The organism is Ruegeria sp. AF5, assembly GCF_056541905.1.
Genome location: NZ_JBQFYZ010000022.1, coordinates 13,289 through 26,773, shown reverse-complemented (window position 1 = coordinate 26,773; position 13,485 = coordinate 13,289). Strand labels below are relative to the sequence as shown.

10 protein-coding genes are annotated in these 13,485 nt (G+C 62.0%); 8 read left to right on the top strand and 2 right to left on the bottom strand.

Annotation, left to right across the window (positions count from 1 at the left end; all coding sequences use genetic code 11):
* Positions 1-67: 67 nt before the first annotated feature.
* The 6 genes from ACR0DS_RS18860 (at position 68) to ACR0DS_RS18835 (ending at position 9,621) form a co-directional block, all read left to right on the top strand.
* Positions 68-2,161, top strand: a complete 2,094-nt coding sequence (locus ACR0DS_RS18860; protein WP_480560642.1) for a hydantoinase/oxoprolinase family protein — start codon at positions 68-70, stop codon at positions 2,159-2,161.
* A complete protein-coding gene (locus ACR0DS_RS18855) occupies positions 2,161-3,813 on the top strand; it encodes a hydantoinase B/oxoprolinase family protein (protein ID WP_480560644.1) in 1,653 nt (550 codons plus the stop codon). Before ACR0DS_RS18860 ends, ACR0DS_RS18855 begins: the two co-directional genes overlap by 1 nt.
* Positions 3,810-4,877, top strand: coding sequence for a pyridoxal phosphate-dependent aminotransferase (locus ACR0DS_RS18850; RefSeq protein ID WP_480560646.1), 1,068 nt, complete (start codon positions 3,810-3,812; stop codon positions 4,875-4,877). The genes ACR0DS_RS18855 and ACR0DS_RS18850 overlap by 4 nt, the downstream gene beginning before the upstream one ends.
* Positions 4,874-5,614: a maleate cis-trans isomerase family protein gene (locus ACR0DS_RS18845; protein WP_480560648.1), complete on the top strand. Its 741-nt coding sequence runs from the start codon at positions 4,874-4,876 to the stop codon at positions 5,612-5,614. The genes ACR0DS_RS18850 and ACR0DS_RS18845 overlap by 4 nt, the downstream gene beginning before the upstream one ends.
* A gap of 310 nt (positions 5,615-5,924) precedes the next feature.
* A complete protein-coding gene (locus tag ACR0DS_RS18840; RefSeq protein WP_480560650.1) occupies positions 5,925-7,175 on the top strand; it encodes an aminotransferase class V-fold PLP-dependent enzyme in 1,251 nt (416 codons plus the stop codon).
* Positions 7,176-7,203: 28 nt separating this feature from the next.
* Positions 7,204-9,621, top strand: coding sequence for a GcvT family protein (locus ACR0DS_RS18835; RefSeq protein ID WP_480560652.1), 2,418 nt, complete (start codon positions 7,204-7,206; stop codon positions 9,619-9,621).
* Positions 9,622-9,738: 117 nt separating this feature from the next.
* On the opposite strand, the gene ACR0DS_RS18830 is transcribed toward ACR0DS_RS18835, so the two are convergent.
* Positions 9,739-10,320: a UbiX family flavin prenyltransferase gene (locus ACR0DS_RS18830; protein ID WP_480560654.1), complete on the bottom strand. Its 582-nt coding sequence runs from the start codon at positions 10,318-10,320 to the stop codon at positions 9,739-9,741.
* Positions 10,317-11,825 (bottom strand): UbiD family decarboxylase, encoded by a 1,509-nt coding sequence (locus ACR0DS_RS18825; RefSeq protein ID WP_480560675.1) that lies wholly within the window; start codon positions 11,823-11,825, stop codon positions 10,317-10,319. Before ACR0DS_RS18825 ends, ACR0DS_RS18830 begins: the two co-directional genes overlap by 4 nt.
* A gap of 136 nt (positions 11,826-11,961) precedes the next feature.
* Between ACR0DS_RS18825 and ubiT the strand changes: the two genes are divergently transcribed.
* Both ubiT and ubiU read left to right on the top strand, forming a co-directional pair.
* Positions 11,962-12,504 (top strand): ubiquinone anaerobic biosynthesis accessory factor UbiT, encoded by a 543-nt coding sequence (gene ubiT / locus ACR0DS_RS18820; RefSeq protein ID WP_480560656.1) that lies wholly within the window; start codon positions 11,962-11,964, stop codon positions 12,502-12,504.
* Positions 12,504-13,481, top strand: a complete 978-nt coding sequence (gene ubiU, locus ACR0DS_RS18815; RefSeq protein ID WP_480560676.1) for a ubiquinone anaerobic biosynthesis protein UbiU — start codon at positions 12,504-12,506, stop codon at positions 13,479-13,481. Before ubiT ends, ubiU begins: the two co-directional genes overlap by 1 nt.
* Positions 13,482-13,485: the final 4 nt, after the last annotated feature.

Genomic DNA, 13,485 nt, shown 5'->3' with positions numbered 1-13,485 from the left:
AACGCGCCGGTAACCGCCCTTCGGGGCCGTTCTGCCTGCCTGCTTTCAGACGACAACGGAATACCTCATGACAACCGCTCTGCGCCTCGCCATCGATATTGGCGGCACTTTTACCGACACGGTCCTCGTCTCGGGTGATGAGACGATACTGGCCTCCACCAAAACCCTGACCACCCACCAGAACCCGGCAGAAGGCGCACTGGAAGGCGCGCGGCGAGTCATGGCGCAGACTGGCCGGTCGCTGAAAGATGTCACCGGATTCATTCACGGAACAACTCTGGCAACCAACGCGCTGATCGAACGGCGCGGGGCGGTCGTGACCACGGTCTGCACCGAAGGATTCCGCGATATTCTCGATATCGGGTACGAACGTCGGTATTCCCAATACGACATCAACCTTGAAAAGCCGGACATGCTGGTGCCGCGCGAACGCTCGTTGACCATATGCGAACGCATGTCGGCAGAAGGCGAGGTGCTGATTGAACTGGATGAAGCGCAAGTAGACCGGTTGCTGGCCGAGATTGACGCCAGCGGGGCCGAGGCGGTGGCCATCTGCCTGATGCACTCCTACGCCAACCCGACCCACGAACGGCGTTTGCGCGATCTTCTCGCGCGACACCGCCCCGGTTTGACCGTCTCGATCTCGTCCGATGTCAGCCCCGAAGCGCGTGAGTTTGACCGGCTCTGCACCACTGTGGCCAACGCCTATATTCAGCCGCTGATGGATAGCTATCTGACCCGGTTTGTGGATCAGTTCACGGCCGAGGGCGTAACCTGTCCGATCCTGATGATGACGGCAGGCGGTGGTATGTGCACGATCGACACCGCCACGCGTTTCCCCATTCGTCTGGTAGAATCCGGCCCTGCCGGTGGGGCCATTCTGGCCGCCCGCATCGCCGCGCGTGCCGGGTTGGATCAGGTCCTGTCATTTGACGTCGGTGGCACCACGGCCAAGCTCTGCCTGATCGACAAGGCGCGCCCTCAGACATCCCGCTCTTTCGAAATCGCCCGCGCGGCACGGTTCATCAAGGGGTCGGGAATGCCGGTGCGCATTCCGGTGATCGAGATGATTGAAATCGGTGCTGGCGGCGGTTCGATCACGGGTGTTGACCGTCTCGGGCGTCTGACAGTCGGGCCGAAATCGGCAGGCTCGGAACCCGGACCGGTCGCCTTCATGCGCGGCGGCATCGATCCGACCGTGACCGACAGTGACATCACTCTGGGCTATATTGTGCCCGACACCTTTGCCGAGGGGCATATCCAGCTAGACGCTGCTGGCGCCAAGGCCGCCCTGAGACGTGTGATCGGGGAAAAACTGGGGCTGGATGCGACAGGTGCGGCAGATGGGGTCAGCCGCATCGTTGTCGAAAGCATGGCCAGCGCCGGGCGGATGCACGCGGTCGAAAGCGGCAAAGACCTTGGCCCGCGTACCATGATTGCCTTTGGTGGCAACGGGCCGCTGCATGCCACCCGCGTCGCCCGGTCCGCCGGTGTTTCGCATATCGTGATCCCGCCCAATCCCGGCGTCGGTTCGGCGGTTGGGTTCCTGTTTGCCCCGGTGTCCTTCGAAATCGTCCGCTCGCGCTATTCCCTGCTCGACAGCATGGACATGGACGGGTTGAACGCCCTGTTCGATACGATGATTGCCGAAGCAAAAGAGGTCGTCGCCCAAGGGGCAGGGGATGCACCCACCGAAACCCTGCGCACCGCCTTCATGCGCTATAGCGGGCAAGGGCATGAGATCGAGATTACCTTGCCGGATCGCGCCCTGACGCGCCAGGATATCGCCCCGCTGACAGCCGCATTCGAAAGGGAATACCGCAAACAATTCTCACGCCCTGTGCCGGGGATGAAGATCGAGATCCTCAACTGGGCCGTTCGCGTTGCTACCCCGGACAAAGCGGTGCCCACGGTGTCAGAAACGCCGGGCAAAACCGCATTTCAGGTCACGCAGACACGCCCCATCACCTGTGATCTGGATGGCACGGTAAAACAGGCCGCCTTTCTCGCTCGCGCCGATATGCGCCCCGGTGACCATGTGGCAGGCCCCGCGCTGATCCATGAACCGCAAACAACCACACTCGTATCCGCCGATTTCTCGGCCCAGATGGACGCAATCGGCAACCTTGTCCTGAAACAGGACCAGAAAGGAGGCGCATGATGACCGCTGATCTGTCCCCCGCCCGCCTGCAAGTGATGTGGAACCGCCTGCTGGCTGTGGTCGAAGAACAGGGCCAGACCCTGATCCGCGCGGCTTTCTCGCCCATCGTGCGCGAATGCGGCGACATTTCCGCGGGGATATTCGACGTGAATGGCCGGATGCTGGCGCAGGCCGTGACCGGAACACCGGGCCATATCAACACCATGGCCGAGGCCGTGCTGCACCTGCGCGCCCGTTTCGCGGTGCAGAACATGCGCCCCGGCGACATCTACATGACGAACGACCCATGGCTGGCCTCGGGGCATCTGAACGACTTCCTGCTGATGATGCCCGCGTTCAAGGATGGCAGGGTGGTGGGCTTTACCTCCTGCACCTCGCATCTGGTGGATCTGGGCGGTCTGGGTATGGGGCCTGAAGGCTCGGACATCTATGACGAAGGCCTGCTGATCCCGCCTTGCAAACTGGTCGAGGCCGGAACGCCCAATGCGCTGCTGATGGATATCATCCGCGCCAACTCGCGCGAGCCTGTGGCGAATGAGGGCGACATCTACGCCCTGATCGCCTGTTGCGAGGCCGGGGTGAACCGCCTTGTTGCGATGATGGACGAGTTCGGGATCGATGATCTGGACAGGCTTGGCACCTATATCATCGACACCTCGCGTAAAGGTGCGTTGCAGGCCATCGCCGAGGTGCCCGAGGGCGTTTACAAAAACGTGCTGCGCATGGACGGCTATGAGGCCGAGCTGGAGCTGCACGCAACGCTCACTGTGACCAAAGACGGGATGCATGTCGATTTCACGGGCACGTCAGGGTGTTCGAAGAAGGGCATCAACGTGCCTTTGAACTATGCGACCGCCTATACGGTCTTTGCCCTGCGTTGCATCGTCGGGCCGGATATCCCGAACAACGCGGGCTCGCTGGAACCTTTCACGGTGGACGGCCCCAAAGGTTGCATCCTGAACGCCCAGCATCCGGTGCCTGTGGCCATGCGGCATACGCTGGGACAGGTCACACCGGATCTGGTTCTGGGCTGCCTGCATCAGGCGCTGCCCGATCAGGTGCCCGCTGAAGGGGCGTCGTGCATGTTCGACCTGCCAATGCGCCACGCGCCCGAAGTGGCGGCGAATGGCGGGCGCGAATTTGCCATCGAACCCGTTCACAATGGCGGCACCGGGGCGCGGCCCCACGCGGATGGCCTGTCTGCGACGGCCTACCCTTCGGGGGTGTTCGGCTCGCAGGTCGAAATAACCGAAAGTGTCGCCCCGGTGATCATGTGGCGACGAGAATTGTTGCCCGACTCGGGCGGCGCGGGCCAGTACAGGGGAGGATTGGGTCAGCGGATCGAGATGACGTCTGCCAACGATGCCCCCTTCATCGTCTTCCTGTCGGTCGAACGTCTGAAATTCCCGGCTCTGGGTCGTATGGGCGGCCTGCCCGGCGCGCCGGGACGTATCCGGTTTCGCGATGGCGGCGGCGACATTCCGGGCAAGGGTGAGCTACGTGTGGAAAGCGGCGATTACCTGATCTTTGACACCCCCGGCGGCGGCGGCTTTGGCGATCCGGCCGTGCGCGACCCAAAGGCGCTGGCGCTGGACCTCAGGCGCGGTCTGGTCACGGAAGAAGGGGCCAAAGCCTATGGGGGTGCTTCATGATCCGCGCGGTTGATCACATTCGAGCCATGGCAGCCTATGCGCTGGCCGATCTGGGCGGGCAGGACACTGTATCGCTGGCCCAGAATGAAAGCGCCTTTCCGGTCAGCCCTGCCGCAATTGCGGCGGGGCAGGCGGCATTGCACCGGATGCCGCTTTATCCCGATCCCGACTGGTCGGACCTGCGCGCCGCCATCGCTCAGGGGCACGGGGTACCAGCCGACAACATCCTGTGCGGTGCCGGGTCGATGGAGTTGATCGGCTGCCTGATCCGCGCCTATTCAGGGCCGGGCGACCATGTATTGGGCACGGATTACGGCTATGCCTATGTGGCCTCAGCCACGGCGCAGGTGCGGGCAGACTATGTGAAAGCGCGCGAGGTCGATCTGACCGTCTCGGTCGATGACATTCTGGCCGCTGTCACGCCTGATACCCGGATCGTCTTTGTCTGCAACCCCGGCAACCCGACCGGCACCCTGATCCCGAATGCCGAGGTCATCCGCCTGCGCGACACCCTGCCCGGGAACGTGCTGCTGGTGGTCGATCAGGCCTATGCCGAATTCACCGATCGCGATCACGACCCGGCTGAAATCTTTGCCCTCGTCGCACGTGGGGATACCGTGGTCATACGCACCTTTTCAAAGGCTTACGGTCTGGCGGGCGCGCGCGTGGGTTGGGGTCTTTTCCCGTCAGAGGTTGCGATTGAGCTGCGAAAGCTGCTCAACCCCAACAACGTATCAACCCCCTCTCAGGCCATGGCAACAGCAGCGATGCAGGATCAGCCCCACATGCGCGACACGGTTGCCAGAACTGCCGCCATCCGGGATCGCTTTGCCGATGAGTGCCGGGCGCTGGGATTATCTGTTCCGCGCAGCCACACCAATTTTGTCCTGATCCGCTTTGCCGATGCCGCGACGGCGCAAAAAGCAGATACCGCGTTGCGCAAAGCGGGTTTGCTGACGCGCGGAATGGGCGCCTATGGCCTCGCGGATTGCCTGCGCGCCACGATCTGCGACACGGCGGTGATGCAGCGCTGCCTGACTGTTCTGAAAGAGGTGACGTCATGACCTTTGAAACCCGGACACGGGCCAAAATCGGGGTGCTGGTGCCCTTTACCAACACCAATCTCGAAGCCGACATGATGCTGATGCGCTGCCCGGACACGACGGTGCATTTTCAGCGAATGGGTGGCTATGACGTGGATGAGATCCCCGGATCGGATCAAATGGCGGGTCTGGGGGCCTCGGATATCAGCCATGACCTCAAGATGATCTCGGGCGTTCGGCCCGATGCGGTGCTCTATGGCTGTACCTCGGCCACGCTGACCCATGGCCCGTCCTTTGACCACCAGCTGTCGCAGGACATCAGGGCCGCGTCGGGGGCGGTGTGTATTACCGCCGCTGGGGCGCTTGTTGCTGCGATCCATGCGCTTGGCGTGTCCCGGGTCGGTTTTTCTTCGCCCTATCTGGGCGAGATCAACACGCAGGCCATGGATTTTCTGTCGCATAACCGGATCACAACGGTGAAATGCGCCGATATCGGCCGCGAGCTGGGCAATTACGGGCAGGGCGAACTGACCCCGGACGAGGTTTTCGACCTTGCCAAGCAGGCCGACCACCCAAAGGCCGAGGCCATCATACTCAGCTGCACCGACATGCGCGCAGTCGAGGCCATAGACCGGATCGAAGCGGCCCTTGATAAACCTGTTGTGACGTCCAATCAGGCCATGATGTTTGCCCTAATGCGGGCGCTTGACCTGCCAAGGCACAGAAATGTTCCGGGGCGGTTGTTTGATCTGCTATAGCCGCGGATCAGGCAAAAGCATGGAACCCACGTCGGATGGCTGTCTGCCTCAAAGGCAGGTTCGCCCCGACACATGGGGCGGGTATTCTGGCCTACTCAACACGCCGTGTCGCAGACGTGACTGTATTTACGTCGCAAAAGAACAAGATACCGCGCCCTCGACGCCATAGTCGGAATAAGGGCCGCTCGGGAATGAAGCACATGTTGAACCATCCGCACGGTTACGGGAGATTTGGCCAGCCCTGCGGGGAAACCATCTTAGGCTTGTCTGAAACATCATACGTTCACAAAACACAAAGGTGCCGCTTTTCATGAGTCAAATTTCGGAAAACCTGCTGAACCAGATCCGCAACCGTTTTGCCCAGATCGATCACTGCCCCGAACAGGGCGAGCGGATATTTTTCGAAAACGCCGGTGGGGCTTTGACACTGAAATCCGTGCTGGACAGCTCGGCGCGTCATGCCGCAATCCCCGACAATCAAGGGCGCGACAATCCGGGGTCTCATGCGCTGGTTGCCACGATCAACGCGGCCAAGGCCGATATGCGGGATTTCATGAATGCACCCGGTGGTCAGTTCTTTGTCGGTGAAAGCGGCACCGAACTTCTGTTCCGGCTGATCATGAACGCCTGTCTGGGAACCGGTCCGGGCGTTGTGCTGGGATCGACACTGGAACACCCCGCCACACGGTCAGCCTGTGATCGTTGGGCTCGCATCGCCGGGCAGACCCATGTGCTGGTGCCCCACGATGACGATACCGGCACCGTGACAGCCGACGCCTATGCTGCGGCCGTCACCCCCGACACCAAAGTGGCGACAATCCTGCACACCTCACCGGTGACGGGCATGGGCGTCGATGTGGCCGCTGTTTCGCAGGCGATCCGCGCCGTGGCGCCAGACTGTTTCATCATTGTCGATGGCATCCAGCACGCCGCCCATGGCCAGATCGACCTCAGCGCGTATGACGTCGACGGCTACGTGATCTCGCCCTACAAGATGTTTTCGCGTCATGGCTACGGTGTGGCGTGGATTTCCGACCGGCTGACCCGACTTGAACACAATGCCCTTTTGGACGGCCCGGCAGATAACTGGGAAATGGGCACGCGCGACACCGGGGCTTATGCGACCATGTCCGACGTTGTGTCTTATTTCGAATGGCTTGGCAGTCAAGTCAGCGACGCCACCGACCGGCGTGCCAGATTTCTGGCAGCGGGCGAAGCCATCCACGCGCAGGAAAAGGCGCTGACCGACGCGATGATCCACGGCACCGGCAACCTGAGCGGTCTGGCCGAGATGGAGAAGGTCACCATTCTGGGCGGTGCCGACAACCCCGCACGCGAAGGGCTGGTGTCGCTTCGCGTTCAGGGTGTGGCCTCGGCAGATGTCGTCAAACGGCTGAACGATGAAAGTATTCGCACCCATTTGCGCAAAGCCGACCATTACTCTGGCAACATATTGACACCGCTGGGTTATGACGCCTGCGTCCGGGTCTCGATGTGCCACTACAACTCAATCGGCGAAATCGCCAGATTTCTGGCTGTCATGAAAGAAATCGCCACCTGAGCTACGGCGGACCAAGGGACATGCACTCATGAAAACTCATGCACAAGCTGTCGTGATCGGAGGGGGCCTTGCGGGCTGTTCGATCCTGTACCATCTGGCCAAGCTTGGCTGGACCGACGTTGTCCTGCTGGAACGGAATGAGTTGACCTCCGGCTCGACCTGGCACGCAGCGGCGAATATCCACGGGTTGCACGACAACAACAACATCACCCGTATCCAGCATTATACGATGAATCTGTATAAACAGCTGGAACAGGAAACCGGCCAAAGCTGCGGCGTATTCCAGCCCGGCTCGCTCTATCTGGCCCAGACCGAAGAGCGTGAGCAGCAGTTGCGCCTGCAAGAGGCGAAAGCCCGGTTTTATGGTCTGAACTTCTACGAAGTCAGCCGTGAAGAAGCCAAGGAACTGCACCCGCTGGCGCAGTTCGATGACATCCGCTGCATCATGTATGAACCCGATGGCGGCAATGTCGACCCGTCGGGCGTGCCGCACGCCTATGCCGCCGGGGCCCGCGCCATGGGGGCCACCATCGAACGGTTCTGCCCGGTGACGGGAACCGAACAACAACCCGACGGCAGCTGGATCGTGCGCACGCCCAAAGGCGACATTCACACCCAGTGGGTTGTCAACGCCGCCGGTCTCTGGGGGCGCGAGGTGGCGGCGCTTGCGGGTCTGACCCTGCCGCTGCAACCGACCGAGCATCAGTATTTCGTGACCGAAAGCATCGACGAGGTCGCCAGTCTGGGCCGTCGTTTGCCCTCGATCGCTGACCGCGACGGCGAATATTACTTCCGGCAGGAAGGCAACGGCCTTCTGATCGGGGCCTATGAGAAAGATATGAAGTTCTGGGCCGAGGACGGCACGCCGCTCGACTTCGCGCATGATTTGTTCCCCGACGATCTGGACCGGATCATGGAAAACGTCATCCGCGCCACCGAACGCGTGCCAGTTGCGGCCACTGCCGGGGTGAAACGCGTGATCAACGGCCCGATGATCTGGTCGCCCGACGCCAACATGCTCTGGGGGCCGGTGCCCGAGCTGAAGAACTATTTCCTCTGCGGCGGTCTGATCCCCGGCTTCTCGCAATCCGGGGGCTTGGGTCTGCTGGCGGCGCAATGGATGATCGAGGGCGAGCCGCAATACGACATGTTCGCCTGGGATCTGGCCCGGTTTGGCGACTGGGCCGACAAGAAATTCACCAAGGCCCGCGTTCGGGATGCCTACACCCACCGCTTCAAGATCCATTTCCCCAACGAGGAACGCAGCGCAGGCCGCCCGGCCCGTATACGCCCCGCCTATGAGATGCAGAAGCAGATGGGCTGCGTCTTTGGCCTTAATTGCGGCTGGGAACATCCGCTCTGGTTCGCCGATGAGCCCGAGGTGGAAGAGACCACCGGCTTTACCCGCCAGAACTGGTGGAAGCCCGTGGGCCGAGAGGTGCAGATGCTGCGCGACAGCGTGGGCCTGATCGACATTTCGAACTTCGCCAATTACGTGATCAAGGGCCCCGGTGCCCATGACTGGCTGGACCGTCTGGTGGCCAATCGGGTGCCTGCCGAAGTGGGGCGCAGCTGTCTGACGCCGTTGATCTCGGTTCGCGGTGGCGTGGCGGGCGATTTCACCATCACCAAGCTGGCCGAGGATGAATACATGATGATCGGGTCAGGCATGGCCGAACGCTATCATCAGCGCTTCTTTCAAATGGTGGAAATGCCCGAGGGCACAACTCTTGAGGTCGCCACCGACCGCATCGCAGGGTTCAACATCGCAGGCCCCAGGTCACGCGAAGCGCTGGCACGCCTGACCAATGCCGATCTGTCGAACGAGGCGTTCCGCTTCATGCGGTCGCAGAAAATCACGGTCGCCGGCGTCGAATGCGTGGCCATCCGGGTCAGCTTTACCGGCGATCTGGGCTGGGAACTGCACTGCGCCGAGGGGGATCAGGTGGCGCTCTACACCGCCCTGCTTGAGGCCGCCAAAGACTGTGGTGGCGGTCCGGTGGGCGGGCGCGCGCTGGGGGCGCTGCGGATCGAAAAGGGCTATGGCTCGTGGGGTCGAGAGTTTTCTCAGGAATACTGGCCGCAAGAGGTCGGGCTGGCCGGCCTGATCAAGCTGGACAAGGATTTCCTGCACAAAAACGCCTATCTGTCCATCAAGGACAACCCCGCGCGCGAGGTGCTGTCCGTCTTCGAACTGGATGTGACCGCAGATGCCGACGCAACCGGGGGTGAGCCGATCTTTACCCCCGACGGCGCGCCCGTGGGTCGTGTCACGTCGGGGGCGTTCGGCTATTCGGTCGGGAAATCGCTGGCGCTGGGGTTCCGCAACCCAAACAGGGCACAGCCGGGCGATGAGGTGGTCATTCAGGTCATCGGCAAACCGCACAAGGCGCGCGTACTGGCCGAGGCTCCGTTTGACCCGACAGGCGCCAGACTGCGGTGCTGACGCTCATAACCCGTCTACAGGCAGGCAAGGCCAATAAGACGCTCCAAAAGATGTCTCGTCTCGGCACTTCAGGCGACTTCATCTTTTTCCAAATACTCCCGCCGGAGGCGTCCGAACTCACCCACCAGCGCATTGCGGGCGCCACTCTTGCGCCACCGGGTCACAAATGCGCAGGCAGTCCACCGCGCGTGCAGCGATCTGGGACACGATATCCATCAGGGTGTCGGGCTTCAGATAAAATGCAGGAACCGGGGGCAGGATGACGGCCCCCATTTCTGCCGCCGCCGTCATGTTGCGCAAATGGGCCAGCGTCAACGGTGCTTCGCGTGTCAGTAAAACCAACGGCCTGCGTTCCTTGAGCTGAACACTGGCGGCGCGCGTCAGCAGGTTATCGTCCAGCCCATGCGCAATTGCGGCAAGCGTTCGCATGGAACAGGGCGCAACGATCATGCCGGATACCGGAACCGACCCGGACGCAATGCTGGCACCGATATCGGCGCTCGGGTGATGCCGCGTCACCAGTTGCCGCAGGTTTGGCAAAGCGTCCGGGCCGCATTCCTGCGCAAGGGTCCGCATCCCGGCTGCGCTGACCACAAGATCGGCCTCGATATCCGATGACGCCAGGCACCGGGCCACGGCAAGGCTCAACGCCGCGCCTGACGCACCGGATACCCCCAAAACAACACGGGCGTTTGTCATGCTCTCAGCTCCGGCATCAATCGGTTTACAAGGTCTTCTGCAAAGGCGTGATCTCCATCCGCGGTGTGCATCACAGTCCCCCATTCCCGCAGCGTTTCACTGCCCAGTTTCGTCGTCGCGTCGATGCCGATTTTTCCGGCCAGACCGGGTTCGGGTGATGCAAAATCCAGATAATCCATAGGTGTCCTGTCCAGCACCATCACATCCCGGCCCGGGTCCATGCGAGTGGCAAGCGCCCAGGCAATATCCTCCCAGTTTCGGGGATCGATATCGGCATCGACCGCGATGATCATTTTCGTATAGCTGAATTGCGGCAGCATTCCCCACAGGGCCATCATCACGCGCCGGGCCTGCCCCGGATACCGTTTGTCGATGGCAACGATTGCGATGCGATAGGAACAGGCGGCGGGCGGCAGCCAAAGATCGTGGATTTCGGGGATTTGCGCGCGGATGGTCGGCAAGGCCAGACGGTTGAACACCTCGCCAATGATCGACGGCTCGTCCGGTGGCCGCCCGGTATAGGTGGAAAGATACAGCGGCGCGTCCCGATGGGTGACAGCGCTGACCTGCATCACTGGAAAGGGTTCAGCCGGGTTGTAATAGCCGGTGTGATCCCCAAAAGGCCCCTCGGGGGCGGTCTCGCTTGGTGAAACCCAACCTTCCAGAACAATCTCGGCATCAGCAGGGACCAGCAGGGGGATGGTTCTGGCCGGGATCAGATGTGGTCGCTTCTGGTTCAGGGCTCCGGCAAATGTCAGCTCGGATACCGCCTCTGGCAGTGGCAAGGCCGCCGACAACAGCGTCGCGGGGTTTGCGCCCAGCACAATTGCGACGGGCATCTTTTCGGCGCACCTCGCCCAGCTCCTGTGATGCGCCGCGCCGCCGCGATGAGGCAGCCAGCGCATGATGACACGGTTCCGGTCTAGCACCTGAATGCGGTAAACACCCGCGTTATAGCCTTGCGCCGCGTTGGCATCGCTGCCGTAGGGCCGGGTAAGGACCACGGGCCATGTGATCAACGGCCCCACATCACCGGGCCAGTGGGTCTGGACCGGCAGTGTGGTCAGGTCCACATTCGCCCCGCTGTGGCAGTGGCTTTGAACCGGGGCCGTTCTGACCAGTTTCGGTCGGGTCGACAGGGCCGCCTTCAGCATCGGCCATCTGGCCAGCGCGTCCCGCACCCCGTCCGGCGGCGTCGGGGTCCGCAGTGCGGCCAGAAAGGCGCCCAGATGGTCCAGCCCGTCGGGTGTGACACCCAGCCCGGCAGCAACCCGCTCTGCCGTTCCGAACAGGTTGACGACGACCGGGGTATCGAGCCGATCAGTGGACACGTCTGTCGGGTGGTCAAATTGCAGAACCGGTCCGCCCGCCTCAAGCACGGCGCGGTGAACAGCGGTCATCTGATGGCGTACGGAAACCGGATCAGGGATGCGCCTGAACTGTCCGGTGTCCTCGCACCATTTCAGGAAATGCCGTAGGCTGGGATATTGCGGCAGGGTGCGAATGGGGCTGCTCCGACGGTGGTGTCCACCCTCTAGCAACGAAAGCGAGGGGTCGAATTGACAACCGTCAAGTCACCCCTGCCGCGATCGTCCTAGGAAGGCATCCAAGGTCACAATGTTGAGACAGCAGGAGGTCTCATTGCCCGTTCCTGAGAACACGATACCGCGCTGCCCGGCGGCTTTGGCGGCCACGCTTCGGATAGCGCCGCTTGCCCCCTTGTCACTGTCGCTGACGGTCTTCACGCGCCAGTTGGCAAAGAAAAACCCAGAAATGTTTCAACGGCTTGGCCCATACGGAAGATCAGTTTTCGTTCTTGATCCGACGGATTTGCCTGTTGCCCTGCTGCTTGATCCGAATGGCGGTGCCCCAAAGGTGACACTGACCCGGCGCGGCGGGACAGGGGTTGCGCGTATTTCCGGCCCTCTGGCGGCCCTTCTTGGGCTGGTTCACGGCGCGTTTGACGGCGATGCGCTGTTCTTTTCGCGTGATCTGGTGATCGAGGGCGATACGGCTGCGGCGCTGGCGCTACGCAATGCAATCGACGACGCGGAACTGGACCTCGCGCACGAGGCCGCAACCCTCTCCGGCCCGCTTGCGCGCCCGCTCAAGCAGCTCATCGCGTTGGTGGAACGTCGAACCGGCCTGTACCTGACCCGACCGGAAGACGCTGTACTATGGTAATGGAAATCGTCTGCCCGGCAGGAACGCCCGCCGCCTTGCGCGCAGCCGTCAAGGCCGGGGCGCATACGGTCTATTGCGGCTTCAATGATGAAACCAATGCGCGCAACTTTCCCGGTCTGAACTTCGACCGGGCCGAAATGCGCGCGGGCGTTGCCGTTGCCCATGACCACGGGGCCAGGGTACTGGTCGCGATCAACACGTTTCCCCGCGCCGGCAGCGAAGCAATCTGGCACCGCGCGGTGGCCGATGCGGAAACCTGCGGCGCGGATGCCGTGATCCTCGCCGATATAGGGTTGCTGGATTATGCTGCGCGCAACCATCCGGGGCTGCGCAGGCACCTGTCCGTGCAGGCCGCAGCCGCCAATGCCGATGTGATCAACTTCTATGCCGAAACCTTCGGCGTCAAACGCGTGGTCCTGCCGCGCGTGCTGTCGGTTCCCGAAATCGCCGCCATCAACGCCGAAACAGAAGTCGAGACCGAGGTTTTTGTGTTCGGCGGGCTTTGCGTGATGGCCGAAGGCCGTTGTTCGCTGTCCTCTTATGCCACCGGGCTGTCTCCGAATATGAACGGCGTGTGCTCGCCCGCCAGCCATGTCGAATACCAGAACGATCAGGGCGCGTTGAACACGCGCCTGGGTGGCTACCTGATCCACCGGGTCGAACGAAACCAGCCCGCACCCTATCCGACCTTGTGCAAAGGGTGCTTTTCCGCAGGTGAAAAGACGGGCCACCTGTTCGAAGACCCGGTCAGCCTGAACGCGGAACGGCTGATCCCGCAATTGCAGAAGGCCGGTGTCACCGCGCTGAAGATCGAAGGGCGCCAGCGCTCGAAATCCTACGTTGCGCAGGTGGTTCGGAATTTCCGTGCCGCTGTCGACGCGCTTGAGGCCGGGCGCCCTCTGCCCGAGGGGATGCTGGCCCGTTTGTCCGAAGGCCAGGCCATGACAACCGGCGCATACAAAAAGACCTGGAGATAGCGCG

What these genes read in the sequence shown, in the direction of transcription:
- ACR0DS_RS18855 (WP_480560644.1), top strand. Translation starts at nt 2,161, where the DNA reads ATGACCGCTGATCTGTCCCCCGCCCGCCTGCAAGTGATGTGGAACCGC.
- ACR0DS_RS18845 (WP_480560648.1), top strand. Translation starts at nt 4,874, where the DNA reads ATGACCTTTGAAACCCGGACACGGGCCAAAATCGGGGTGCTGGTGCCC.
- ACR0DS_RS18840 (WP_480560650.1), top strand. Translation starts at nt 5,925, where the DNA reads ATGAGTCAAATTTCGGAAAACCTGCTGAACCAGATCCGCAACCGTTTT.
- ACR0DS_RS18850 (WP_480560646.1), top strand. Translation starts at nt 3,810, where the DNA reads ATGATCCGCGCGGTTGATCACATTCGAGCCATGGCAGCCTATGCGCTG.
- ACR0DS_RS18860 (WP_480560642.1), top strand. Translation starts at nt 68, where the DNA reads ATGACAACCGCTCTGCGCCTCGCCATCGATATTGGCGGCACTTTTACC.
- ubiU (WP_480560676.1), top strand. Translation starts at nt 12,504, where the DNA reads ATGGAAATCGTCTGCCCGGCAGGAACGCCCGCCGCCTTGCGCGCAGCC.
- ACR0DS_RS18830 (WP_480560654.1), bottom strand. Translation starts at nt 10,320, where the DNA reads ATGACAAACGCCCGTGTTGTTTTGGGGGTATCCGGTGCGTCAGGCGCG.
- ACR0DS_RS18835 (WP_480560652.1), top strand. Translation starts at nt 7,204, where the DNA reads ATGAAAACTCATGCACAAGCTGTCGTGATCGGAGGGGGCCTTGCGGGC.